This is a genomic window from Diaphorobacter ruginosibacter (genome assembly GCF_014395975.1).
GTDB classification, from domain to species: Bacteria; Pseudomonadota; Gammaproteobacteria; order Burkholderiales; family Burkholderiaceae_C; genus Diaphorobacter_A; species Diaphorobacter_A ruginosibacter.
Window position 1 is genome coordinate 1,546,241 of record NZ_CP060714.1, and the last position, 25,413, is coordinate 1,571,653.

22 protein-coding genes and 1 pseudogene are annotated in these 25,413 nt (G+C 65.0%); 15 read left to right on the top strand and 8 right to left on the bottom strand.

Features of this window, described 5'->3' with window-relative positions:
• Positions 1–3 precede the first annotated feature (3 nt).
• On the bottom strand, positions 4–1,218 hold the full coding sequence (locus H9K76_RS07030; RefSeq protein ID WP_246475357.1) for an efflux RND transporter periplasmic adaptor subunit: 1,215 nt from the start codon (positions 1,216–1,218) through the stop codon (positions 4–6).
• Between the two features lie 342 nt (positions 1,219–1,560).
• Here H9K76_RS07030 and H9K76_RS07035 point away from each other — a divergent pair, with 342 nt between their 5' ends.
• Both H9K76_RS07035 and H9K76_RS07040 read left to right on the top strand, forming a co-directional pair.
• Positions 1,561–3,105, top strand: coding sequence for an ATP-binding protein (locus H9K76_RS07035; RefSeq protein WP_246475359.1), 1,545 nt, complete (start codon positions 1,561–1,563; stop codon positions 3,103–3,105).
• A complete protein-coding gene (locus tag H9K76_RS07040) occupies positions 3,102–3,824 on the top strand; it encodes a response regulator (RefSeq protein WP_246475360.1) in 723 nt (240 codons plus the stop codon). The genes H9K76_RS07035 and H9K76_RS07040 overlap by 4 nt, the downstream gene beginning before the upstream one ends.
• Positions 3,825–3,854: 30 nt before the next feature.
• Here H9K76_RS07040 and dmeF read toward each other — a convergent pair whose 3' ends face one another.
• A complete protein-coding gene (dmeF, locus tag H9K76_RS07045) occupies positions 3,855–4,811 on the bottom strand; it encodes a CDF family Co(II)/Ni(II) efflux transporter DmeF (protein ID WP_187599084.1) in 957 nt (318 codons plus the stop codon).
• A 68-nt stretch (positions 4,812–4,879) separates the two neighbouring features.
• Between dmeF and H9K76_RS07050 the strand changes: the two genes are divergently transcribed.
• Positions 4,880–5,146 (top strand): metal/formaldehyde-sensitive transcriptional repressor, encoded by a 267-nt coding sequence (locus H9K76_RS07050; RefSeq protein ID WP_187599086.1) that lies wholly within the window; start codon positions 4,880–4,882, stop codon positions 5,144–5,146.
• Positions 5,147–5,307: 161 nt separating this feature from the next.
• The gene (locus H9K76_RS07055; RefSeq protein ID WP_187599088.1) at positions 5,308–5,964 is read left to right on the top strand and encodes a DUF937 domain-containing protein; all 657 of its coding nucleotides are present in this window, start codon (positions 5,308–5,310) and stop codon (positions 5,962–5,964) included.
• Positions 5,965–6,046: 82 nt separating this feature from the next.
• On the opposite strand, the gene H9K76_RS07060 is transcribed toward H9K76_RS07055, so the two are convergent.
• Complete coding sequence (locus H9K76_RS07060) at positions 6,047–6,493, bottom strand: CBS domain-containing protein (protein WP_187599090.1); 447 nt, start codon at positions 6,491–6,493, stop codon at positions 6,047–6,049.
• A 282-nt stretch (positions 6,494–6,775) separates the two neighbouring features.
• Between H9K76_RS07060 and tsaD the strand changes: the two are divergent.
• Both tsaD and argE read left to right on the top strand, forming a co-directional pair.
• A pseudogene (tsaD, locus tag H9K76_RS07065) lies at positions 6,776–7,815 on the top strand (tRNA (adenosine(37)-N6)-threonylcarbamoyltransferase complex transferase subunit TsaD).
• Positions 7,816–7,890: 75 nt separating this feature from the next.
• Entirely contained in the window at positions 7,891–9,048 is a 1,158-nt protein-coding gene (argE, locus tag H9K76_RS07070) for an acetylornithine deacetylase (protein ID WP_187599092.1), read from the top strand.
• A 123-nt stretch (positions 9,049–9,171) separates the two neighbouring features.
• On the opposite strand, the gene H9K76_RS07075 is transcribed toward argE, so the two are convergent.
• Entirely contained in the window at positions 9,172–9,552 is a 381-nt protein-coding gene (locus H9K76_RS07075) for an Hsp20/alpha crystallin family protein (RefSeq protein ID WP_187599094.1), read from the bottom strand.
• Positions 9,553–9,704: 152 nt separating this feature from the next.
• Here H9K76_RS07075 and H9K76_RS07080 point away from each other — a divergent pair, with 152 nt between their 5' ends.
• Both H9K76_RS07080 and H9K76_RS07085 read left to right on the top strand, forming a co-directional pair.
• The gene (locus H9K76_RS07080; protein ID WP_246475362.1) at positions 9,705–10,622 is read left to right on the top strand and encodes a DUF2242 domain-containing protein; all 918 of its coding nucleotides are present in this window, start codon (positions 9,705–9,707) and stop codon (positions 10,620–10,622) included.
• A gap of 10 nt (positions 10,623–10,632) precedes the next feature.
• Positions 10,633–11,913: a branched-chain amino acid ABC transporter substrate-binding protein gene (locus tag H9K76_RS07085; protein WP_187599098.1), complete on the top strand. Its 1,281-nt coding sequence runs from the start codon at positions 10,633–10,635 to the stop codon at positions 11,911–11,913.
• Between the two features lie 42 nt (positions 11,914–11,955).
• Here the strand turns inward: H9K76_RS07085 and mltB are convergent, their stop codons facing one another.
• The 4 genes from mltB to H9K76_RS07105 are packed head-to-tail and all read right to left on the bottom strand — an operon-like array spanning position 11,956 to position 17,173.
• Complete coding sequence (gene mltB, locus H9K76_RS07090) at positions 11,956–13,086, bottom strand: lytic murein transglycosylase B (protein WP_246475363.1); 1,131 nt, start codon at positions 13,084–13,086, stop codon at positions 11,956–11,958.
• A 20-nt stretch (positions 13,087–13,106) separates the two neighbouring features.
• Complete coding sequence (locus H9K76_RS07095; RefSeq protein ID WP_187599100.1) at positions 13,107–15,215, bottom strand: transglutaminase TgpA family protein; 2,109 nt, start codon at positions 15,213–15,215, stop codon at positions 13,107–13,109.
• On the bottom strand, positions 15,209–16,222 hold the full coding sequence (locus H9K76_RS07100; RefSeq protein WP_187599102.1) for a DUF58 domain-containing protein: 1,014 nt from the start codon (positions 16,220–16,222) through the stop codon (positions 15,209–15,211). Before H9K76_RS07100 ends, H9K76_RS07095 begins: the two co-directional genes overlap by 7 nt.
• Before the next feature lie 30 nt (positions 16,223–16,252).
• On the bottom strand, positions 16,253–17,173 hold the full coding sequence (locus tag H9K76_RS07105) for an AAA family ATPase (RefSeq protein WP_187599104.1): 921 nt from the start codon (positions 17,171–17,173) through the stop codon (positions 16,253–16,255).
• Between the two features lie 38 nt (positions 17,174–17,211).
• Here H9K76_RS07105 and H9K76_RS07110 point away from each other — a divergent pair, with 38 nt between their 5' ends.
• The 7 genes from H9K76_RS07110 to H9K76_RS07140 all read left to right on the top strand — a co-directional run bounded on the left by H9K76_RS07110 (position 17,212) and on the right by H9K76_RS07140 (position 25,275).
• A complete protein-coding gene (locus tag H9K76_RS07110) occupies positions 17,212–18,171 on the top strand; it encodes a histone deacetylase family protein (protein ID WP_187599106.1) in 960 nt (319 codons plus the stop codon).
• A gap of 51 nt (positions 18,172–18,222) precedes the next feature.
• Entirely contained in the window at positions 18,223–19,026 is an 804-nt protein-coding gene (locus H9K76_RS07115; RefSeq protein ID WP_187599108.1) for an enoyl-CoA hydratase, read from the top strand.
• Between the two features lie 34 nt (positions 19,027–19,060).
• Entirely contained in the window at positions 19,061–20,377 is a 1,317-nt protein-coding gene (locus H9K76_RS07120; protein ID WP_187599109.1) for a mechanosensitive ion channel family protein, read from the top strand.
• A gap of 263 nt (positions 20,378–20,640) precedes the next feature.
• The gene (locus H9K76_RS07125) at positions 20,641–21,390 is read left to right on the top strand and encodes an electron transfer flavoprotein subunit beta/FixA family protein (RefSeq protein ID WP_187599111.1); all 750 of its coding nucleotides are present in this window, start codon (positions 20,641–20,643) and stop codon (positions 21,388–21,390) included.
• A gap of 14 nt (positions 21,391–21,404) precedes the next feature.
• Positions 21,405–22,337 (top strand): electron transfer flavoprotein subunit alpha/FixB family protein, encoded by a 933-nt coding sequence (locus H9K76_RS07130; protein WP_187599113.1) that lies wholly within the window; start codon positions 21,405–21,407, stop codon positions 22,335–22,337.
• An 85-nt stretch (positions 22,338–22,422) separates the two neighbouring features.
• A complete protein-coding gene (locus H9K76_RS07135; protein WP_187599114.1) occupies positions 22,423–24,213 on the top strand; it encodes an acyl-CoA dehydrogenase in 1,791 nt (596 codons plus the stop codon).
• Positions 24,214–24,318: 105 nt separating this feature from the next.
• On the top strand, positions 24,319–25,275 hold the full coding sequence (locus tag H9K76_RS07140) for an NAD(P)H-dependent flavin oxidoreductase (RefSeq protein ID WP_187599116.1): 957 nt from the start codon (positions 24,319–24,321) through the stop codon (positions 25,273–25,275).
• Positions 25,276–25,413 lie beyond the last annotated feature (138 nt).

Below are 25,413 nucleotides of genomic sequence, written 5' to 3' on the forward strand. Positions count from 1 at the left end.
CGATCAGCGGGACGCGGCGGCGCTGGCCGGCTGCGCGGCGGCTTCCGGCACCGTGGTGCTGTCGTCGTCGCCGGTCACGGCCTTGTTGGCGTCACGCGGCTTCCAGGGCACCGGCTTGACCTTGTCTCCGTCCTTCACCCGCAGCGACCCGTCCACCAGGATCTGGTCGCCGCTCTTGAGGCCGGACACCACTTCCCAGCGGTTGCCGATGGCGGCGCCGGTAACGATGCGGCGGCGCTCCAGCTTGTTCTCGGGGCCGAGCAGCATCACGCTGGCATTGCCCGCCGGATCGCGCGTCACGGCCTGCTGCGGTGCCAGCAGTGTCTTTTCCTGCACGCCGCCCTCGAGCAGTGCACGCACATACATGCCGGGCATCAGCAGCCCGTCGGGGTTGGGCACCACGGCGCGCAGCGTGATCGAGCCGGTGTTGGGGTTGACGTTCACGCCGCTGAACTGCAGGCGTCCCTCGTGTGCGTAGTCGCTGCCGTCGTCGAGCTTGATGGTGATGCGCGCCTCGCCCTTGCCCGCGCTCTGGATGCGGCCCGAAGCCATGGCGTTCTTCATCTGCAGGACGTCGGAGCTCGACTGCGCGAAGTCCACGTACAGCGGATCGATCTGCGAGACGGTGGTGAGGACGTTGGTCTGGTTGGCCGTGACGAGAGCCCCCGGCGTGACGGAGGAGGTGGTCGTGCGACCCGCGATGGGCGACTTGATCTGGGTGTAGCCGAGGTTGATGCGTGCGGTGTCGACGGCGGCGGTTGCCACGGCCACGTCCGACTGCGCCTGCACCACGGCGGCCTGGCTGTCATCGTAGACCTGGCGGCTCACGGCGTCGATCTTGACCAGTTCCGCATTGCGTTTGGCGTTGGTCTGCGCCGTGCCGAGCGTGGCGCGCGCCTTGGACAGCGCGGCCTCGGCGCTTTGCAGCGCCACGGAGTACGTCGCCGGATCGATCTGATAGAGCACCTGGCCTGCCTTGACCGCGGCACCTTCCGTGAACAGGCGCTTTTGCAGGATGCCGCCCACCTGGGGGCGGATTTCCGCAGTGAGGAATGCGCTCGTGCGGCCGGGCAATTCGTTGGTGACGACCTGGCGCTCGGGCTCGATCCTGACCACTCCTACCTCGGGTGGTCCCGAGGGCTTGGGTGCCCCGGTCTGCTTGTCGGAACATGCAGCCAATGCCAGAACGCAGCCGGAAATGACAAGAAGACGTGACATGCTGGATGTTGGGTATCCAATCCACGAAATTGGGCGGGTGTTGGACGTGCGGCGGACGTGCGGCATGGAGATGTCGGGAGCGGCTGGATTCATGGAAAGGCGCGGATCGCGATGTAGGCGATCATTGTGAACGCCAATTTGGGAGAAACATGGGAGCAGCCCGCGATTCTGGTATCACAAAAGGTCGCTTTGTGTACCGGAAAACCCGTTACTGGCATGCAAAATCTGGGTGCTGATGTTTAATCGGCCCTGTTCATGCCGCTGGCTGCGGGTGCTTGCCGGCAGTCGTTGGCCGTCATGGGCCTTTGTTGGTCATTGGCATTCATAGGATTCATTCTCAGCGTGTCGGAGTCGAAATCGAAGTTTTCCTGGGGACGGCTGGCGCCTGGCATCACCGCCAAGCTGTTCCTGGCGGTGCTGTTCACGGCGGCCTGTGTCGTCGTGGCCATGGCGCTGGCTGCGCAATGGAGCTTCAACAGGGGCTTTCTCGGCTATCTCAACGAGCAGGAGGAGCGCCGGCTTGAGCTGGCGCGCCCGCGCATCATCGAGGCCTATCTCGAGAACGGGAGCAACTGGGAGTTCCTGCGCGGCGAACGGCGCCGCTGGTTCCACCTACTGCGCCCGCTGCCCGGCGTGGACCCCGTCTCTGATACCTTCGACGGGCAGGAAGTTCAACCGTCTCCGCCGCTCTCCGAACTCACGGGAGCGCTGCTGCGCACCACGCTGCTCGATGCCGATGGCCAGTTCGTGGTGGGCTTCACCGACACGCGCGGCAAGGGAACGCGCCGGCCGCTCGAGGTGGATGGCCGGACCGTCGGCTACGTCGTCACGGCGCGCTTCCAGAGCGTGACGGCGGCGGGGGATGTCCGGTTCGAGCAGAACCAGTTTCGTGCGAGCTGGACCATGGGGGCGGTGTCGGTGCTCATGGCGGCGCTGGTGGCGCTCTGGGCGGCGCGGGCGCTGCTCAAGCCGTTGCGGGAAATGGCCAAGGCCACGCGCCGGCTGGCCGATGGCGACTATTCGATCCGCGTCGATGCGCACGAGTCGCGCGACGAAGTCGGGCAGCTGGCGGCCGACTTCAACCACATGGCGCGGGTCCTGGAGCGCAACGAGGGCATGCGGCGGGACTTCATGGCCGATCTTTCCCACGAGCTGCGCACGCCGCTCGGGGTGCTCAATGGCGAACTGGAGGCGATGGAGGATGGTGTGCGGCCACTCACACGGGATGCCGTGAAATCGCTGCAGGCGGAGGTGGCCACACTGAACAAGCTGGTGAGTGACCTGTACGACCTGTCGCTTGCCGAGGCTGGCGCCATGACGTTCCAGCATACGCCTGTCGATCTGGTCGAGCTGCTGCGCGCGGCGGCCTCGGTGCATGCGCCGCGTCTGGCGGCCGCCGGCATCGATCTCACACTGCGCTGCGAGGCAGGCGACGAAACGGATGGAAAGACGCAGGGCCAAATGCAGGGTGAAACGCATGGCGGCGGTTGGGAGCTGGTAGTGTCGGGGGACGCGCGGAGGCTGCGCCAGCTGTTCGGCAACCTGCTCGAAAATTCATTGCGCTACACCGATCGCGGCGGCAGGGTGGTCATCATCGCTCGCAGGCACGGCGAGGTTGCGGAGTTGAGTTTCAGCGACTCGGCACCCGGTATCGAGCCGGAGCACCTGGCGCGCATTTTCGACAGGTTCTACCGCGTCGAAGGCTCGCGCAGCCGGGCCAGCGGCGGGGCGGGGCTGGGCCTTGCGATCTGCCGCCGCATCATCGAGGCGCACGGAGGCGACATGCAGGCCGCGCATTCGCCGCTTGGCGGGCTGCTCATGACCGTGCGGCTGCCGCTGCTGGGCGAGGATGTGGAACAGGATGGTACGCAAGGATGGAAGACATGACGGAGTCCCGCATTCCAAATCAGCAGGCGGCGGCGGTGATGCCCGCGGCCCATGTGCTGGTTGTCGAGGACGAGCCCAAGCTGGCTGCGCTGATGATGGACTACCTGCGTGCCGCAGGCTACGGCGCAAGCTGGATTGCCGATGGTGCGCAGGTCATTGACCATGTGCGTGCCAGCCGCCCGGATCTCGTGCTGCTCGACGTGATGCTTCCGGGCCGTGATGGCATCGGCCTGTGCAGGGAACTGCGCGGCTTCAGCGATGTGCCGATCGTGATGCTGACGGCGCGAGTGGAGGAGGCCGACCGGCTGGACGGCCTCGAGGCGGGGGCGGACGACTACATCTGCAAGACCCCGTTCAGTCCGCGCGAAGTGGTGGCGCGGGTGAAGGCCATCCTGCGGCGCGTGCAGCAGCAGGGTGCACGGGAAGGCGGGCAATCGCCACTGCGCATGGATGTGGAGGCCTATCGCGCCTACTACAAGGGCGTGCTGCTGCCGCTCACGCCGGTGGAGTTCAGGCTGCTGCGGATCATGCTGTCCGCCCCGGGCCATGCGTTCACCCGTGACCAGTTGCTGGCCCGGCTGCATGACGATCCCCGCTCGGTGAATGACCGTGCCGTGGACAGCCACATCAAGAATCTGAGGCGCAAGCTGGAGGCGGTGGATTCCCGGGCGGACCTGATCCGTTCCGTGTATGGCGTGGGATTCAGGTTGGAGCTGTAGGGCAGCATCCCTGCAAGGGACCCTGGGACCCTAGGACGCCAGCGCCATGCTGCCGTCGGGTTCTTGCACCTCCACGGTGATGTGCACGAGTTCCTCGTGGATGCCCAGGGCACTGCGCACGGCCGCGGGCGACAGGGGCACCTTGCTGGCAAGCGCCACGATGCAGGCGTAGGCATCCTTGCCCACACGCCATACATGCAGATCGGTGATGCGGGCTTCGGGGAAGTCCTCGCGGATGACATCGCGGACTTCCTCCACCACCGGGGCATCCATTTCAGCGTCCAGGAGGATGCGTGCCGACTGGCGGATCAGCCCTACGGCCCAGACGCCCACCAGCACGGCGCCTGCGATGCCCATCAAGGGGTCGAGCCATTGCGCGCCATAGAGCTTGCCGCCCAGCAACGCGAAGATCGCGAGCACGGACGTGGCGGCATCGGCGATCACATGGATATAGGCGGCGCGCAGGTTCATGTCGGCATGCCCGTGTTCGTGCCCATGTCCATGGTGATGTCCATGCTCGTGCCCGTGGTGGTCGTGCGCGTCCCTCAGCAGCCAGGCGCAGAGCAGGTTCACGGCCAGCCCCAGGGCGGCGATGGCGATTGCCTCGTTGTAGTGGATGGGTGCGGGGGAGAAAAGCCGCTCGACCGATTGCACGAACATCAGGATCGCCACCACGCACAGCAATAATGCGCTGCTGAACGAACCAAGGATCTCTATCTTCCAGGTGCCGAAGGTGAAGCGTTTGTCGCCTGCCAGGCGCCGTGCCATCGCATAGGCCATCACCGCCATTCCGAGCGCGAGCGCATGGGAGCTCATGTGCCAGCCATCGGCCAGCAAGGCCATCGAGTTGAGCCAGTAGCCGCCAGTGACTTCCACCACCATCATGATCAGCGTGATGACGGTGGCGCGAAGCGTATTGCGTTCGGCCATCGGGTTGGCCGAGCCAAACTGATGGGAGTGCACCGGGAGCGGGGTCTGCGTGTTCATGTTGTATTGAAATATAGGGTACCCCCCTATACTACTACCGATCCGGAAAGTGATCGAAAGGAGCTGTCGTGTCCCATACCATCGCAGACAAGAAAGCGCTGCTCGCCCGTGTGCGGCGCATTGCCGGTCAGGTGTCCGCGCTGGAGCGCGCGCTGGAATCCGAGGACGACTGCGAGGCCATCCTGCAGCAGGTGGCGTCGATTCGCGGGGCAACGCAGGGGCTGATGGCCAGGCTGGTGGAAGGGCATGTGCGCGACCATGTGGCGGTTCACAGCAGGGAGGCGGCGGCGGAGCTGGAGCCGGTGCTGGAGATCCTGCGCGGCTATCTGAAATGAGGCACGCCCCCGGGCCTTTGTTAACTAACGTCCTTCTTTCGTGTCCTACTCTTTGCAGTAGGGGTTTGCGGCTGTATAGATTCATGTTCGACGAATAACATCGCCCATCCGCACTCGCCAAACGGCAGAATGCATCCATTCCCAACTTGAAGGATCGGTCCATGAACACCAATGACAACGCTTCTCTGGCAGAAGAACTGATGTCCCAACTGCAGGGCGCGCCCATGCAGCAGATCGCGCAACAGCTTGGGACCAACCAGCAGGCCGCGGGCGATGCGGTGAGCATGGCGTTGCCGATGCTGCTGGGCGCCCTGGGGCACAACGCGCAGCAACCCGGCGGCGCGGATTCGCTGATGAATGCGCTGCAGGGCCATATGCCCGGCCAACAGCCTCAGGCGGCTCTGGGCGGCATGGGCGGACTCGATCTGGGCGGTCTGCTCGGCTCGGTGCTCGGCGGCGGGGCGTCCGGTGGCGGCTCCTCCATGGGCGCGGATATCCTGGGCCATATCTTCGGCGGCAATGAGCAGAAGGCCGGCAACAGCCTCGGACAGGCTTCGGGCCTGGGCGCGAGTGGCGGTCAGTTGCTGCAGATCCTGGCGCCCATCGTGATGGCGTTCCTGGCCAATCGCGTGAACGCGGGCGGCATGGATACCGGGAGCCTGGGTAACATGCTGGGCCAGGAAAAGGCCCGTGCACAGCAACCGGGCGGCATGGGCGGGGGGCTGCTGGGCAGCGTGCTCGACCAGGACGGTGACGGACAGGTGGGGCTGGGCGACCTGCTCAAGATGGGCACGAGCCTGCTGGGCGGACGCCGCTGATCAGGCACGTGCACCCCTTCCCCTTGCCCTGACCCAGCTGTTCGCATGACGGCCAGGGCGGGGCTTGGAGTTTCCGGGCACGTCAGGACATTGCGTTGCCCGTGATGTACTGCTCCATCTGCTCGATCAGGAATTTCTGGTGGGACATGATGTTCTTCACCAGGTCGCCGATGGAGATCAGTCCGATCACCTTTCCGTCCTGCACCACCGGCAGGTGGCGGATCCGGTTGTTCGTCATCACGCCCATGCACTCCTCGGTGGTGTTGTCCGGCCGCACGAACCGCACGGCCCGCGTCATCACCTCGCTCACGGGGGTGTCGCCGGAGGACCTTCCGAGCAGAACCACCTTGCGTGCGTAATCGCGCTCGGAGAAGATCCCTTCGATGTTGCCCTGGGTATCCAGCACCATCAACGCGCCGATGCCCTTGTCGGCCATGAGCTTCAGCGCGGTCAGAATCGTGTCGCCGGGGGCTACGGCGAATACCTGGGCTTGCGGCTTGGATTTGAGAACTTCGGCAACCGTCGTCATATGGAGCTCCTCTGTCGGGTCAAACAAGTGGTCGTCAATTCCGTGCCCTGCACCTTGCGCGCCCTCCGCGGGCAAGGAATCGAGATTCTTTCTGCATACACAGTGTTGACCAAGCTGCGCCGTTGTGCAACTGGGCGCTGTCCTGATTAGGGTTTGCGATGGCAACGGTTTGCAACGGTCATTTCATCCCGTGGAGCCGGCATCAGTCCCGCTTCTTCTTTCTCCCCCACTCCATTCCCCTTTCCCCGCTCGAAATCCCGCCGCGAACTACACTTGCGTCCCATGAGTTCGTTGATTCTAGGGTTCGAATCCTCCTGTGATGAAACCGGTGTCGCCCTGGTGCGCACGCCGGACGATGGGGGCGTGCCCACACTTCTTTCCCATGCGTTGCACAGCCAGATCGAGATGCATCGCGCCTACGGCGGCGTCGTGCCCGAGCTGGCAAGCCGCGACCATATTCGCCGTGTCCTGCCCCTGACGGAGAAGGTGCTGCAGGACGCGGGCGCCAGCCTGTCCGAGGTGGACGTGGTGGCCTTCACGCGCGGGCCGGGGCTTGCCGGAGCGCTGCTCGTGGGAGCGGGAGTGGCCTGCGCGATGGCCGCGGCGCTGAACAAGCCGGTGCTGGGTGTGCACCATCTCGAAGGACACCTGCTCTCGCCGTTCCTGAGCGCCGATCCGCCGGAGTTCCCGTTCATCGCCTTGCTGGTGTCGGGCGGGCACACGCAGCTGATGCGTGTCGATGGCGTGGGCGAGTACAGCATGCTGGGCGAAACCATCGACGACGCTGCCGGTGAGGCATTCGACAAGTCGGCCAAGCTGATGGGTCTGCCGTATCCGGGGGGCCGGTGCTCTCGAAGCTCGCGGAGGGCGGCGATGCCAAGGCCTTCAAGCTGCCGCGCCCGCTGCTGCACTCGGGCGACCTGGATTTTTCCTTCGCGGGCCTGAAGACCGCCGTGCTCACCCAGGCGAAGAAGCTCGGGGATGATCTGGAGGCGCGCAAGGCCGATCTGGCCGCCAGCACCCAGGCGGCCATCGTCGAGGTGCTGGTGAAGAAGACACTGGCTGCGCTGGACCAGGCGGGCATGAAGCGCGTCGTGGTGGCCGGCGGCGTGGGGGCCAACAAGCTCCTGCGGGAGCAGCTCAACGCGGCCTGCGGCAAGCGCGGAATCCGCGTGCACTATCCGGAGCTGCACCTGTGCACCGACAACGGCGCGATGATCGCGATGGCGGCGGCGATGCGGCTGCAGGCAGGCCGTGAAAAGGCCGGCGAGGAATATGCGTTCGACGTGAAGCCGCGCTGGCCGCTGGATTCTCTGCGCTGAGGCGCAGGGTTGCGCGGTTGGCCGGTTGTGGCGTTGGGCCGGCGACACCCGGGCTACACTCTCCCGATGACCTGGATGAATACCCGTGAATGGCTGCAGAAGCTGGTGTCCTTCGACACCACCAGCCGCAACTCCAACCTGCAGCTCATTGAGTACGTGCGCGATGCGCTGGCCACGCAAGGCGTGAAGGCCGAACTGATCCACTCTCCCGCAGGCGGGAAGGCGAACCTGTTCGCGACCTTGCCCGCGCGTGATGGCAGTGCACAGGGCGGCATCGTGCTTTCGGGCCACACGGACGTGGTGCCCGTCGATGGACAGCCATGGAGCAGCGACCCATTTGCCCTGATCGAGCGCGAAGGGCGGCTCTATGGACGCGGCAGCTGCGACATGAAGGGCTTCATTGCCGCATCCCTCGCACTGGTGCCGGAATTCCTGGCGATGCCGCGTGCGAGGCCGCTGCATCTTGCGCTGTCCTACGACGAGGAGGTTGGCTGCGTGGGCGCGCCGGTGATGCTGGACGAACTCAAACTGCGCGGTGCGAAGTTCGACGGGTGCGTGGTGGGCGAGCCGACCAGCATGCAGGTGGTGGTGGCTCACAAGGGCATCAACCTGTTTCGCTGCCGTGTGCATGGCAAGGCGGCGCATTCCTCGCTGACGCCCAGGGGCTCCAACGCGATCGAGTATGCGGCCCGGCTGATCTGCCATATCCGTGACATCGCCGACCACTACCGCGAGAAGGGGCCCTACGACGAGTTCTTCGACGTGCCGTTCACCACCATGACGACCAACCAGATCCAGGGCGGCATCGCGGTCAACACGATTCCCGAGTTCTGCGAGTTCGCCTACGAATTCCGCAACCTGCCCGGCATGTCGGTGCAGGGCATCCAGGCCCAGGTGGATGCCTATGTGCAGGGCGAGCTGCTACCGCGCATGCGGCGCGAGTTTGCCGATGCGCGCATCGACATCGAGACGGGTGCTGGCGCACCTGCGCTCGAGGCCTCGGAGACCGCGGCCATCACGCAATTGGTACGGGCGCTGACGGATGACCAGGGCAAGCGCAAGGTGGCCTACGGCACCGAGGCGGGGCTGTTCCACAAGGTGGGCATTCCTACGGTGGTGTGCGGCCCGGGATCGATCGAGCAGGCCCACAAGCCCGACGAATACATCGAGGTGTCGCAGCTCGATGCATGCGAACGCTTCCTGCGCCGCGTGGGGCAATCGCTGGAGCAGTGAGCGGGGCAATGACAAAGGCGGCTCGAAAGCCGCCTTGATGCTGAACATGACACCCTTGTTGAAAGGGCTGGTAACAGGCCTGGGGCCTGGCTCCGGGGTTCGGAGATCAGGCCATCAGTTTCGTCAGTTGATGGTGAGCTGTACGCTCTTGTCCACCGGGGCCAGTCTGGCCAGGTGCAGCGTCAGTACACCGTTCTGCAGTTGCGCGGAGCTGCCGGACGCATCGATTTCATCGGCCAGTTCCCAGCTGCGGCGAACACTGCGTGGCGCGCCTTCGATGCTCGACAGGTGGACCTGCCTGCCTTCGATGCGGATCTGCAATTGCTCGCGGGAGAGTCCGGGCACGTCGAGTTCCAGCGTGATGCCGTTGTCGCTCTTGCTCACCTTGAAGTCGTCTGCCGCGGTGGATTGCAGGGTGGTCTGCATGAAACGCTGCAGGGCCGCATCGGATGCACGGGGGATACCAAATGCTGCATGACGGCCAATGACGGGTGCGAAAATCATCTCAAAGCTCCTGTGGATAAAGGAATTTTTTTAAACATATCGCGCGCTTGTTGAGAAAATGGGAGACGTTCCAGGCATTTCAAGAGCCTTGTCTGCAAGTTTTTTTCGATGGGCTGTACAGCCTTCCAGAGCGGTTCATGGTTCACCTTCGTATGCTTCAACAATCCCGTTCCTCATTGCTGCTCACCGCCTGCACCGTCGCCTGCGCTGCGTTGCTGGCGGGATGCGGCTCGATTCCCAATTCCATGCCGGGACTGGACAAGTCCGTCCCGTTCAGCCCGGCCGACTTCGATAACACCAGCATGTACACGCGGCATGTGTTGGCCTCGCAGTCCAGGACCTGCGAGGCGGCCCGTCGCGCTTTGCTCAGCCAGGGCTATCTGGTGAACACCGCCACCGCCGAACTGGTGACGGGGCGCAAGTACTTCCAGCCGACGAACGACATCCACTACCAGGTGGAGATGCGCGTGGTCTGCGCAACCGAGGGCCGCAACGACGACAAGACCGCGGCCTATGCGAGCGCCCTGCAGGATCGCTATGTGATCAAGAAGATCAACAACTCCGCGTCGCTGGGCGTGGGTGCAATCGGTTCGGTGTCGTTGCCCGTGAGCGCCACCGACGACACGCTGGTCAAGGTGGGTAGCGAGACCGTGTCCGACCCGAAGTTCTATGAGCTGTTCTTCCAGCTGTTCGATCGCTACGTTCCGACGTCGGCCGAGCAGACGGCTCCGTCGGCTCTTCCTGTGGGTACTCCTTCAAGCGCGGCTCCCCCGGCCGAGTACGTGCCCGAGGTGAAGGCGGCTCAGGCCTATCCCATCGCACCGCCGCGTGTGCAGGCCTACGAGGTGAAGCCTCCGATTCCCGCTCCGGTGGAAATCAGGCCTCCGAAATCCACTCCGGACGACGCGGTGGCCCCTGCGAGCGAGGCAGACTCCAAGGGCGAACCATCGGGCATGGCTCCATCGTCCATGGACTCGGTCATTGAGCAACTCATGGCGGAGCATCCCTCCGGTGCGAGCTTGGTAACCCCAAGCGACGATGCGGTCAGGCCGACCCAGCGATTCAACTGAAGAGATCCCTATGCAATCCTCTCGACGCCTGGCCCTGAGGGCCGGGGCTTCCTCCTTGCTGGGCGCCGGCCTGGCTTCCATGGCTGCGCTTCCCGCCATCGCGGCGGGCACTGGATCCCCAGGCGTGCTCAAGATGGCACTGGTGGAGAGCATGTCAGGCCCGTTTGCCAACACGGGCGAGGCCGTGCTGCGCAACATCGCCTGGGCGGCTGAACGTGTGAACCAGCGTGATGCGGGCGTGAAACTGCAGTTGCAGCGCTATGACAGCAAGGGCCAGAACGAGGAGGCGCTTTCGGCCCTGCGTGCGGCCATCGACGACGGCGCGCGGGTGATCCTGCAGGGCAATTCCTCGGCGACCGCGAGTGCGCTGATCGACGCCATCAACAAGCACAACGAGCGCGAGCCCGACAAGCGCGTGCTGTTCCTCAACTATTCCGCTGTCGAGCCATCGCTGACGAACGAGAAGTGCAGTTTCTGGCACTTCCGCTTCGATGCACACGCCAACATGCGCATGGCCGCGTTGATGGATGTGATCCGTGGTGACCAGGCGCTCAAGGGCGTGTACCTGATCGGCCAGGACTACAGCTTCGGCCAGGCGGTGCTGCGCGAGGCGGAGCAACAACTGGCGGCGCAGCGCCCCGACGTGAAGATCGTCGGGCGCGAGCTGCACCCCATCGGCCGCGTGAAGGACTTTGCCCCCTATGCGGTGAAGATCAAGGCCAGCGGTGCACAGGCGGTCATCACCGGCAACTGGGGCAACGATCTCACGCTGCTGGTGAAGGCTGCGCGCGATGTGGGATACGACGGTACCTTCTATACCTTCTACGGCAATGCGCTGGGTGCTCCCGCGGCGCTGGGCGATGCTGGCGTGGGCAAGGTGATCGCCGTGGCGGACTGGCTGCCCAACGTGCAGACCGCGCAGAGCGAGGCCTTCTACCAGTCTTTCCGCGCGCGCTTTCCCAAGCCGCAGGACGACTACGTTCACATGCGCATGCAACTGATGATTGAAGCGCTTGCGCAGGCCGCGCAGAAGGCGGGCAGCACCACCGACGTGGTTGCCATCGCGCGGGCGCTGGAGCAGGCCGATGTCACGCTCTACGGCCAGCGCGGCGTGATGCGCGCGGCGGATCATCAGTTCCAGCAGAACCTGGCCGTCGGCGTGATGGAGCGCGTGGGTTCGCCGGGCGTGAAGTTCGATGTCGAGGGCTCGGGCTACGGCTTCCGTGTCATCCGCATCATCCCGGCAGACCGGGCGCAGCAGCCCACGACCTGCAGGATGGTCCGTCCCTGAGCACCATCGCAGGCGTGCAGCTCCAGTGCGTGTGGCCCAGGTCTACCTTGCAAGGCGCACGCGCTCGATGGCCTGCCCCAGCTGGATGACCGCGAGCGCGTAGTACCGCGAGGGGTTGTACTTCGTCAGGGCCAGGAAATTCTGGGTTCCCGCGATATGGATTGGCTCGGAAGCACCGTTTTCAAGTGCGATGAGCGAGAGCAGGATGCCATCGGGAATGTCGTCCTGCTGGTCCAGATCGACTCCCGCATCGCGCAACTCTGCCTGCGTGAATGAGGGGCGGATTCCGGCATCCAGCAGGCGTTGCAGTTCATGGGCGCTGCCGCGATGCGTGATCTCGTAGTGCGCGGGCAATCCTGCGATCCAGCCATGCCCCTGCAGGTAGTTGGCAACGGAGCCGATCGCGTCGCTCGGCGACCAGAGATCGATATGTCCGTCGCCATCGAAGTCCACCCCGTAGCGTGCCCAGCTGGACGGCATGAACTGCGGCAGTCCCATGTCGCCCGAGTGGCTGCCGCGCAGGCTGCCGGGTGCGATCCGCTGCTCGCGCGCCGTCAGCAGGTACTCCTCGAGTTCACGGGCGAAATACTGCTGGCGCTGTTCGGCGCGCGGATGTTCCCTTGGGAAGTCGAAGGCCAGGGTGGCCAGCGCGTCGAGCACACGGAACTGCCCGAGCTGCTGGCCGTAGAGCGTCTCCATGCCGATGACCCCGGCGATGATGCTGGCGGGCACGCCGAACCGCTCCTGGGCGCGCTGCAGGGCATCGGCGTGCTCCTGCCAGAACTGCACGCCCGCGCGCACGCGCACCGGCTCCACGAAGCGGGTGCGGTAGGCCGTCCAGTTCTTTCGGGCGCCCGGCGTGAGTGCCTGCGGAAGCACCAGGGTGCGCACGGACCGGATGATGCGTGCGGAGGCGAGCATCTGGCGCACGGCCGTCTCGTCCATGCCGTTGCGGCGTGCCATGTCCTCGGCAAAGCGCCGCACTTCGGGCCGATCGGCCAGTGCCCGCGTTGCCGGCGCACCGCCGTGGGAGACGGCAGGGGCGGAGTCAGGCACCGAGGGTGCCAGGTGCCGCTGCAGCACCATCCCGAGCGAAAGCGACAGCGCGGCCAGGACGGCGGCGGCCACCGTGGCGATCATGGTGATCGTCGTGGGGGCGGGCCGTCGTTTCATGGACGCTTCATCCCGGATCTTCACGCGGTACGCAGGGGCTTGTTGGCGGATGGGGTGGGCCACTGGAGCTGGCGGAACTCCCGCTGCAGCGCGGGCAGCGCCGTTTCGGGCTCCCTGGCATAGCGCGCCTGCTCCACATGGAGCAGCCAGGTCGCGACAGGATCGCATTCGGCACCGAAATGAGCACGGATCTGCAGGGCCATGGTGCGCGGCGGCAGGTGGGGCGCCAGATCCAGTCCGGCGCGGGCAAGCCGCTGGCGCGTACCGGACAGCATGCGTTGCCAGGGATCCTGATGGTTCTTCTCCCACAGCGACCAAGCGATGCCGGCCAGGGCTGCGAGTCCGGCAATCGCCCCCAGCATGCGCGCCAGGTCCTGCCAGGAGGGCGAGCGCATGCCCATCGCACGCAGCAGGTCCATCTGGCGCTCCTGCGTGTAGTTGAGTACCCACTGGTTCCAGCGGTTGTTGACGGCCTCCCATGCCGCGCGCATCTGCGAGACCAGCGTGGGGCTGATGACGGTATCCATCGCCGAACCGAACGCGCCGCGCGGGGTCTGCAGCCGCATGTACTGGCCCACGCGCGAGGGCATGACGGCACCGGTGGGATCGATTCGGATCCAGCCACGGCCTTCGATCCACACCTCGGACCATGCGTGCGCATCGGCCTGGCGCACGGTCCAGTAGTTGTCGAAGCCGTTGATCTCGCCGCCCTGGTAGCCGGTGACGATGCGCGCCGGAATGTCGAGTGCGCGCATGAGGATCACAAAGGCCGATGCGATGTGTTCGCAGAAGCCTTCCTTGCGATCGAACCAGAATTCGTCGGCGGAATGCGTGCCGTAGACGCCGGGGTCGAGCGTGTAGTTGTAGCCCCCGGTGCGTAGCCGCCTGAGCGCCGCATCGACATAGGCCATCGAGCCCTTGCCCCGCAGTTGCGGGTCGGCGAGCATCTGCTCGGCCAGCTCCAGCGTGCGGGGGTTGAAGCCGTGCGGCAGTTGCACGTAGGGCTGCAGCTCGCGCGTGCGCTCGAGCGGGCCGCTCTGGAAGTCGATGTAGCTCTCGGCGTTGTAGCGCAGCACATTCTGGATGGGCCGGTTCACCACCCACTGCAAGGAAGGCGTCATGCGTGCACGCATGCCTTCGGGCAGTTCGGGTGCCTGTTTCGCGGCGTCGAGCAGCAGCAGCCAGTGGCGGCGGCTGGGCTCGATGGTCACCTCGTAGCGGATGGGCTCTCCACGCACCTCGAGCATGGCCGATGCCGGTCCGCCGGCCCCGGCGCTGCCGTAGCGTGCCTCCTGGCCGTTCAGGGCAAACCACTCCATGCCATTGAAGTACGACATGACGGGGCCGCGGAAATACAGGTGGCGCTGCTCGGGAGGGCGCCCGTCCGGCGTGTCGAAGCGGATGCGCATGGCCACGGTCTCGTCGAGCACCAGCGAGGCCATCGCGCCGATCTTCATCTCGTCCGACAGTCCGCTGCGCCCGGACATGTCGTTGCCCGGCATGCCCCACAGCGGCGCCATGCGCGGAAACAGCATGAACAGCACCAGCATGACGGGGGCGCCCAGCGCGGCCATGCCCGCTGCCGTGCGCATGCTCTGCATGAGCGGCGGCCGTCCCACGGGCATGTTGGAGTTGATCAGCCCGGTCAGCAGCCCGAGCAGGCCCAGCAGCATCACCGCGGCCACGAGCAGCGACTGCGAGAAGAAGAAATTGGCCAGCAGCGTGAAGAAGCCGAGAAAGAAAATCACCATGGCATCGCGGCGCGCGCGCAGCTCGAGCGTCTTGAGCACCAGCAGCATGATGATCAGCGTGACGCCTGCGTCGCGCCCGACGATGGTGCGGTGCGAGAGCACCGTGAGCCCGATGGCCGCGAGCAGCAGGCCCGCCTTGACCCAGCGGCCGGGCAGTGTGCGGTGTGTTAAGGCCAGCCAGGCGCGCCAGAGCAGCAGCCCATAGGCGAATGGCATGGTCCAGACAGGCACATGGGGCGTGAGCGGGGAGATCACCCAGCCCACCACGAGCAGCAGCCACAGCGTGTCGCGCGTTTCGCGGGGCAGGTTGGACAGGTGTTCCACGAAGCGTGGTCGCTGTGTGGAGGAGGGCGGCGTGGCCGCACTGGATTTCAGCATAGCGCCAATGCCTCCAGACAGCGGTGCCGGTGGGCGGCCCCGTTGCCCTGTTCGATTTCCTGGCCCGGCAGGCGCAGCCCGAAGTCGACTCCCAGCCGGTCGGCCTGGATGACCCAGGCGGTCAGGCGCGAGATGCGTGCCTCGCGATCGAGCAGGCCCGTGGCGGCGAGATCGAGCCAGAGCTCCTGCTGCTGCAATTGCTGCGCATCGCGGCTCACGAGTTCGTCGGAGCCCGACGCAAAGGACTTGGCGGCCTTCTTCCAGACCACGAGCTTGAGCGGGTCGCCGCGGCGGTAGGCGCGCACGCCGTCGAACTCACCTACGCCGCGCGACGTGGCATGGCCCGCGCCCTGGGCGCGTGCCTCGCCCGGCGGCAGCGGCGGCGGGTTGTTCTCGGGCTGGGGATAGATCAGCACCTGTGCGGCGGGACGCCAGATGGTCCAGACACGGAATGTGCCCAGCGGATAGCGTGTCTCGGCCTTGAGAGTGGGTACGCCGTGTAGTCCGCGGTGCGTCGGCTCGAACGAGACCTGGACGATCGACGAGCCCGCGCCGGGCACGTCGGTGAACACCCAGTTCCTGCTGCCGTGCAGCGCCAGGCCGATGGCATGGCGCGGCTGCCTGCGCGCGCTGGTCAGGGTGATTTCGAGCGGGCTCGCGCTACCCATGAACTGCGGTGCGGGGTCGGACAGGTGCAGGCTCAGGCCGCGCAGGGTCGAATGGCAGACGTAGATGCTCACCGCCACGCACCCCACCAGAAGAAAGGTGAGCAGGTAGCCCAGGTTGAGCTGGAAGTTGATCGACGCCACCAGCAGGAGCAGCAGCGTGAGCGCCAGCATCCAGCCCGCGCCTGTCGGCAGGATGTAGACGTTGCGCTGGGTGAGCGTCAGCGTGTTGGTGGGGGCGATGCGCGACCACCACCATTGCCGCCAGCGGGCGCGCAGGGACAGTGGGGAAGCTGCATGCCCTGGAGGCTGCTGCGCTGCAGTGGAGCCGATGGACTGCATGGAGGACGGGCTTTCGTCAGGTCTCGGGGATCAGGGAAGCGGGATGGCTTCCACCATCGCGCGGACCTGCTCGACCGCCCCCCGGCCGGCGTCGCCGACGGGAATCAGGCGATGGGCCACGGTCTGCGGAAGAATCGCCTGCACGTCGTCGGGCGCCACGTAGTCGCGGCCGCTGATGAGCGCCTGCGCCTTGGCTGCGCGCATCAGCGCAATGCCGGCGCGCGGCGACAGGCCCTGCAGGAACCAGCGGCCGGAACGCGTGGCCGTGATCAGGTCCTGCACATAGTTCAACAGCGCATCGGACGCATGCACCGCGAGCACCAGTTTCTGCAACTGCTCCAGCTCGGCCAGCGACAGCTGGGGCAGCAGGTGGTCGAGCATGTCGCGCCGGTCGCTGCCGGCGAGCAGCATGCGCTCGGCATGGCGATCCGGATAGCCGAGCGAGATGCGCATCAGAAAACGGTCGAGCTGCGATTCGGGCAGCGCAAAGGTGCCGAGCTGGTCGTGCGGATTCTGCGTGGCGATCACGAAGAACGGGTGCGGCAGGGAGCGCGTCTCTCCTTCGACGGAAACCTGGCGCTCCTCCATGGCTTCGAGCAGCGCGCTCTGGGTCTTGGGGCTGGCCCGGTTGATTTCGTCCGCCAGCAGCACCTGCGTGAACACGGGCCCCTGGTGGAAGATGAAGGATTCCTTGCCGCGCTCGTACACGGAGACTCCGGTCAGGTCGCTGGGCATCAGGTCGGCGGTGAACTGCACCCGCGAAAAGCGCAGGCCGAAGGTGGTTGCCAGCGCATGCGCCAGCGTGGTCTTGCCCACCCCAGGAACATCCTCGATGAGCAGGTGGCCGCCGGCGAGCAGGCATGCGACGCAGTCCTGTACCTGGGATTCCTTGCCGACGATCACCGTGTTAAGCTGATCCAGAAGAGATTTGATCTTTTGCTGTGCGTGCATGGCCTGACGTTATTCGATAAATACAAGAGACTTGGCAAATGACTTTGAGCAAGACGGGACTATTCACCCACCGGGATTGTTGGAAGCATGAAATGGGCCCGGGTCACCCCGAATGCCCTGCACGGCTCGACGCGATCGAAGACCGGCTGCTTGTTTCCGGGGTGGCCGACGCCCTGGAGCGATATGAGGCCCCTCTGGCATCCCTCTCAGACATAGAGCTTGCGCATGATCGCATGTATGTGGCCTCGGTGCGTGGAATGTCGGACCGCATCGTCGAGGAGCAACTGGCCGGCGGTTCGGCCTACCAGCAGATCGACACCGACACCTCGATGAACGCCCATACATGGAACGCCGCGCTGCGCTCCGCCGGGGCGGCCATTGCAGCCACGGACGCGGTGATGTCGGGCGAGATAGAAAACGCCTTCTGCAGCGTGCGCCCGCCCGGCCACCATGCCACGCGCAGCAAGGCCATGGGCTTCTGTTTCTTCAATAACGTGGCGATTGCCGCCAAATATGTGCTCGACCGCTATCGGCTGAAGCGCGTGGCGATCGTGGATTTTGATGTACATCACGGAAATGGCACCGAAGATATTCTGGCTGGCGATGACCGCACCCTCATGGTCAGCATCTTCCAGCACCCGTTTTACCCCTACAGCGGCGACCAGAATCCTGCCTCGAACATGGTGAACGTTCCGGTGCCTGCCTATACCAAGGGTATGGACGTCCGTGAAATAGTGGAAATGGTGTGGATGCCGCGCCTGGAGGCATTCAAGCCCGAGATGATCTTCGTGAGCGCGGGCTTCGATGCCCACCGCGAGGACGACATGGGGCAACTGGGCCTGAACGAGCAGGACTATGCGTGGATCACGCAGCGCATCAAGGACGTGGCGCGGCGGTTCAGCAAGAACCGCATCGTGTCGTGCCTGGAGGGGGGGTACATGATGGATCCCCTCGCGCGCAGCGTCGAAGCCCATATCCGGGTGCTTGCCGACCTCTGAACCGCGTAGCCTGGCCCGCGGTGGCTGTATGAAAGATGCGAGTTTCTTCCTATGACGTTTGATATCACCGAATTTGCCGAGGGCCCGCTGCGCGCCGCGCGCGACGGGCAGGGCGTGGTCACGCTCACGCTGGATGATGCGAAGCGCTTCAATGCGCTGGGCGACGAGATGCTGGCCGCGTTGCAGAAGGCCCTCAAGGGCATTGCCGCGGACGAGTCCGTGCGCGTGGTCGTGCTGGCCGCGAACGGCCGGGCGTTCTGCGCCGGGCATAACCTCAAGGACATGGCCGCGCACCCCGAGCTGGCGTTCTACCAGGATCTGTTCGCGCGGTGCAGCCGCGTGATGCTGGGCATCCACCAATTGCCTGTTCCGGTGATCGCGCGCGTGCAGGGCATGGCGACCGCGGCGGGCTGCCAGCTGGTTGCGCAATGCGACCTGGCGGTGGCCAGCAGCGAGGCCAGTTTTGCGACCAGCGGCATCCAGTACGGCCTGTTCTGCTCGACACCGAGCGTGCCTCTGGTGCGCAACGTGCCCGCCAAGGTGGCGATGGAGATGCTGCTCACCGGCGAGTTCATCGACGCCGAGACTGCAAGGCAGCAGGGGCTGGTCAATCGCGTGGCATCGCCCGATCAGCTCGATGCCGAAGTGGACCGGCTCGTCCAGGCTATTCTCTCGAAGCCGCGCACCGCCGTTGCCATGGGCAAGGAACTGGTGCGCCGCCAGCGCGAGATGGGGGTCGAGGCGGCCTACCAGCTGGCCGGCCAGACCATGGCCGCGAACATGATGGATGCCGACGCGCAGGAGGGCGCACGCGCATTCGCCGAGAAGCGCAAGCCGGTCTGGAGCAAGGGCTGAATGAGCGGGATGAGAGTAACGGCAGGAATGACGGATGGAATGGTTTGATACGCTGAGCAGGGAATTCCGCGAGGCCAGCACCTGGGTGGAGCTGGGCGTCATCGTTGCCGGGGTGGTGCTGGCCTACATGCTGAGCAGCATGCTGGCACGGCGGGTGAATCGGCCAGAGTCGCTCTGGTTCGGCCCTACCGCCTTGCGCGGCGTGATGTTTCCGCTGCTCTCGCTGGTCCTGGTCTACATCGCGAATGTGATCGTCGGGCATATCGAGCCGGTGTTCTTCCTGCCCGCTGCGGTGTCCGTGCTGACGTCGATCGTGCTCATCCGCTGGACGGCCAAGGTGCTGGCCGCGGCGTTTCCAAGCTCGGGACTGGCACGGCTGGTGGAGCGCGTGTTCTCGTGGTGCGTGGTGCTGGTTGCCGTCCTGTGGATCGCCGGCCTGCTGCCGGTGGTGCTCAAGGAGCTTGACGGCATCAACCTCGCGTTCGGCAAGACCAATGTCAGCCTGCTCACACTGATTCGCGGCAGCCTCACGGCAGGCCTGATGCTCGTGGCCACGCTGTGGATCTCCGCCACCTTTGAGCGCCGCGTGCTGGACCAGACGGTCAACGATCTGTCCATGCGCAAGGTACTGATCAACGTGACGCGTGCCCTGCTGGTGCTCGTGGGCCTGCTGTTCGCGCTGTCGGCCGTCGGTGTCGACCTGACGGCGCTTTCCGTCCTGGGCGGCGCGATGGGCGTGGGCCTCGGCTTCGGCATGCAGAAGCTCGCGGCCAACTATGTCAGCGGCTTCGTGATCCTGCTCGAGCGTTCGCTGCGCATCGGCGACAACGTGCGCGTGGATGGATTCGAGGGCCGCATCACCGACATCAAGACCCGCTACACGCTGATCCGTGCGGGCAATGGCCGCGAGTCCATCGTGCCCAATGAAAGCATCATCACGCAGCGCGTCGAGAACCTCTCCGCTGCCGACATGCGCTTCAACGTCACCACCAACATCGGCGTGGGCTACGACAGCGACGTGGCGCAGGTACGCAGGATCCTTGCCGATGCGGCGAAGGCGCAGCCGCGTGTGCTGTCCTCGCCCGAACCCGTGGCCTATCTGGTGAATTTCGGTGCGGACGCGATCGAATTCAGCCTGAACTTCTGGATCAGTGATCCGGCGGCGGGCGTGGCCAACCTGAAGTCGGACGTGAACATCGCGCTGCTCGAAGGCCTGCGTGCCGCGGGCATCTCGATTCCCTATCCGCAACGCGTACTCCATCTGGCCGATGCTGCTGCTGCGGCGGCCGGCACGATACTGTCCGCCATGCCGCAAGGCGGCGAAGCGGCGGCGCCCCGGGAAGGCGCGTAAGCGCACATGAAGGCGCATGAAGGGGCACAGGACACCGTGGAACTACGGACCTGCGTCGCTTTCGTGACTGGCTCGCATATTTGCGGGAGCGCAATTTGATTGAATTCTGCTACGATTGAAGCCAAGAAAAGCACGACCGTTCTTTTTTATGAAAAGACCGATCATTCCAACGCCAATTGCCGCATATGCTGCGGTGCGGGATAGAATGATTTGGTTTACGTACACGTCAACTAAACCAGTCAATAACTTAAGGAGCCGCAGCAATGAAGGTTTTGGTCCCTGTCAAGCGCGTGGTGGACTACAACGTGAAGGTCCGAGTGAAGTCGGATGGCACGGGTGTGGACATCGCCAACGTGAAGATGTCGATGAACCCGTTTGACGAGATCGCCGTCGAAGAGGCTGTCCGCCTCAAGGAAAAGGGCGTGGTCACGGAAGTGATCGCAGTGTCCTGCGGCGTGGCGCAATGCCAGGAGACCCTGCGCACGGCCATGGCCATCGGCGCGGATCGCGGCATCCTGGTGCAGACTGACGAAGAACTCCAGCCGCTGGCCGTTGCCAAGCTGCTGAACGCCCTGGTCGCCAAGGAGCAGCCCGGCCTCATCATCCTCGGCAAGCAGGCCATCGACGACGACTCCAACCAGACCGGCCAGATGCTGGCTGCGCTGGCCGACCTGCCCCAGGCCACCTACGCCTCCAAGGTGGAAGTGGCCGGCGACAAGGTCACCGTCACCCGTGAAGTGGATGGCGGCCTCGAGACCCTGGCTCTGAACACGCCTGCAGTCATCACGACCGACCTGCGCCTGAACGAGCCGCGCTACGTCACGCTGCCCAACATCATGAAGGCCAAGAAGAAGCAGCTCGACACCGTCACGCCCGCAGACCTCGGCGTCGATGTCGCTCCGCGCCTGAAGACCCTGAAGGTGTCCGAGCCTGCCAAGCGCGGTGCCGGCGTGAAGGTGCCGGACGTCGCCACGCTGGTCGACAAGCTGAAGAACGAAGCCAAAGTGATCTGAGGAGAAGACAAGAAATGACCGTACTCGTTATTGCAGAACACGACAACGCTTCGATCAAGAGCGCCACGCTGAACGCCGTCACCGCAGCCAAGGCCTGCGATGCCGACGTGCATGTGCTGGTGGCCGGTGAAGGTGCAGCCGCTGCGGCCCAGGCTGCAGCGCAGATTTCCGGTGTCTCCAAGGTTCTCCTGGCGGAAGCCCCCAGCCTGAAGGACGGCCTGGCAGAGAACGTGGCAGCGCAGGTGCTGGCCATTGCTGGCAACTACAGCCACATCCTGTTCCCCGCAACCGCTTCGGGTAAGAACGTCGCTCCGCGCGTGGCCGCCAAGCTGGATGTGGCGCAGATCAGCGACATCACCAAGGTGGTCTCGGCCGACACGTTCGAGCGTCCGATCTACGCAGGCAATGCGATTGCCACCGTGCAGTCGGGCGACAAGGTCAAGGTGATCACCGTGCGCGGCACCGGCTTCGACGCAGCCCCGGCTGCTGGTGGCTCGGCCGCCGTCGACACCGTGGCTGCCGTGGCCGATTCCGGCAAGAGCGCCTTCATCGGCCGCGAAGTCACCAAGAACGATCGTCCAGAACTGACCGCAGCCAAGATCATCGTCTCCGGTGGCCGCGCCCTGGGTTCCTCCGAGAAGTTCACCGAAGTGATGACGCCCCTGGCCGACAAGCTGGGTGCCGCCATTGGCGCATCGCGCGCCGCAGTGGATGCGGGCTACGCGCCGAACGACCTGCAGGTCGGCCAGACCGGCAAGATCGTCGCGCCTCAGCTGTACATCGCCGCAGGCATTTCCGGCGCGATCCAGCATCTGGCCGGCATGAAGGACTCCAAGGTGATCGTTGCGATCAACAAGGACGAGGAAGCGCCGATCTTCTCGGTCGCCGACTACGGCCTGGTGGCCGACCTGTTCACGGCTGTGCCGGAACTGACCAAGGCACTGTAAGCCGGTCCAAGCCACAAAACGGGGCATCCTGCGTGATGCCCTTTTTTTCGCCAGTTTTTCAACTTTTCACACGAAGATCACGATCATGAGCTACGTCGCCCCCATCAAGGACATGCTGTTTGACATCGAGCACCTCGCCAACATCGAACAGGTGGCCAGCATTCCCGGTTTCGAAGACGCAGGTCTCGAAACCGCGCAAGCGGTTCTCGAAGAATGCGCGAAGCTCAGCGAAGGTGTGGTGGCGCCGCTGAACGTGGCGGGCGACCTGAACCCTTCGTCGTGGAAAGACGGCGTGGTCACGACCACGCCCGGTTTCAAGGACGCCTTCAAGCAATACGCGGAAGGCGGCTGGCAGGGCCTGCAGCATCCGGTGGATTTCGGCGGCCAGGGCTTGCCCAAGACCATCGGCGCGGCCTGCATCGAAATGCTCAACAGCGCCAACCTGAGCTTTGCGCTGTGCCCGCTGCTCACCGATGGCGCGATCGAGGCGCTGCTCACGGCGGGCAGCGACGAACTCAAGGCCACCTATCTCGAAAAGCTCGTGACCGGCGAATGGACCGGCACGATGAACCTGACCGAGCCGCAGGCCGGCTCCGACCTGGCGCTCGTGCGCACCAAGGCCGAGCCGCAGCCCGACGGCAGCTACAAGGTGTTCGGCACCAAGATCTTCATCACCTACGGCGAACATGACATGGTGGACAACATCGTCCACCTCGTGCTGGCGCGCGTGGCGGGAGCACCCGAGGGCGTGAAGGGCATCAGCCTGTTCGTCGTGCCCAAGTTCCTCGTGAACAAGGATGGCTCGCTCGGCGCACGCAACGATGTGCATTGCGTTTCCATCGAACACAAGATGGGCATCAAGGCATCGCCCACGGCGGTGCTGCAGTTCGGCGACCATGGCGGCGCCGTCGGTTACCTGGTGGGCGAGGAGAACCGCGGCCTCGAGTACATGTTCATTATGATGAACGCCGCGCGCTATGCCGTGGGCGTGCAGGGCATTGCCGTTGCGGAGCGCGCCTACCAGAAGGCGGTGGCCTATGCCAAGGAGCGCGTGCAGAGCCGTCCCGTGGATGGCAGCGTGAAGGCCAGCGCCACCATCATCCATCATCCCGATGTGCGTCGCATGCTGATGACCATGCGTGCCTACACCGAGGGCTGCCGCGCGATGGCTCTGACCGGTGCGGCCGCCTACGACGCCGCGCACAGCCATCCCGATGCGCAGGTGCGCGCCGACAACGCCACGTTCTACGAATTCCTCGTGCCGCTGATCAAGGGCTACAGCACCGAGATGAGCCTGGAGGTCACCAGCCTGGGCGTGCAGGTGCACGGCGGCATGGGCTTCATCGAGGAAACCGGCGCGGCGCAGTACTACCGCGACGCGAAGATCCTGACCATCTACGAAGGCACGACCGCCATCCAGGCCAATGACCTGGTTGGCCGCAAGACCACGCGCGACGGCGGTGCCTCGGCCAAGGCGATCGCAGCCCAGATCGAGAAGACCGAGGGCGAGCTCAACGCCAGCGGCAGTGCCGACGCGAAGGCGGTTGCCGCGCGCCTGGCCGCAGCGCGCAAGGCCTTCCTCGACGTGGTGGACTTCATGGCCGGTGCCGCGAAGACATCGCCCAACGACGTGTACGCGGGAAGCGTCCCGTACCTGATGCTTGCGGGCAACCTGGTCGCTGGCTGGCAACTGGGCCGTGCGCTGCTCGTGGCGCAGGAACTGTCGGCCAAGGGCGAGGACAAGGTATTCATGGACGCCAAGGTGGCCACCGCGCGCTTCTATGCGGACCACATTCTGGTGAAGGCCGCCTCGCTGCGCGACAGCATCGTCGACGGTGCATCCACCGTGATGGCGCTGCCGCAGGACGCCTTCTGATCGCCGCGCGCCGCTGACTCTTTGTCATTCACCGTTGCCGCCGGCGCTGCCGGTGGCATGGCCTACCTACATTCAACCCCCATTCATTCCCAGGAGACTCTCGCCATGTCCAAGCTGCCACCCGCGCTGCAAAAGCTCGCGTTGCCCGTGATCGCTTCGCCCATGTTCATCGTCAGCACGCCCAAGCTGGTGATCGAGCAGTGCAAGGCAGGGATCGTCGGCTCGATGCCCTCGCTCAACGCCCGCCCGGCCGAGCAGCTCGATGACTGGCTGGCCGAGATCACGGAGACCCTGGCCGCCTGGGACAGGGCGAATCCGGATGCTCCGTCCGCACCGTTCGCGATCAACCAGATCGTGCACAAGAGCAATGACCGCCTGGAGCACGACCTGCAGGTCTGCGCCAAGTACAAGGTGCCGCTGGTGATCACCAGCCTCGGCGCGCGCGAAGACCTGAACCAGGCCGTGCACAGCTGGGGCGGCGTGGTGCTGCACGACATCATCAACAACAAGTTCGCACACAAGGCGATCGAGAAGGGTGCCGACGGCCTGATCGCCGTTGCCGCCGGCGCGGGCGGCCATGCGGGCGTGAAGAGCCCGTTCGCACTGATCCAGGAAATCCGCCAGTGGTTCGACGGCCCGCTCGCGCTGTCGGGCTCGATCGCCTCGGGCGACGCCGTGCTCGCGGCCCTGGCCATGGGCGCGGACTTCGCCTACGTAGGCTCGGCCTTCATCGCGACCGAGGAGGCGCGCGCCACGGATGCCTACAAGCAGGCCATCGTGGAAGGCACGTCGGATGACATCATCTACAGCAACCTGTTCACCGGCGTGCATGGCAACTATCTTGCGGCCAGCATCCGTGCGGCGGGGCTCGATCCCGAGAACCTGCCCGAGTCCGATCCCAGCAAGATGAACTTTGGCGGCAATGCGGCGGCCAAGGCCTGGAAGGACATCTGGGGCAGTGGCCAGGGGATTGGCACCATCAATGAGGTGGTCAAGGCCGGTGAGCTGGTCGCCCGCCTGAAGCGCGAATACGCCGCAGCGCGTGCGCGCCTTGCGCTCTGATTTTTTGCGGAATACCGGGGTGGGTGGGGTTTCGTGACGAATTGACTTGCGGCTCTTGGGTTGAGAGTCTTCGTTTTGGGGTGCTGATATGGCCCCTCATACTTTGTTGCAAAGGCTTGCCGTACCAAAGTACTGTCT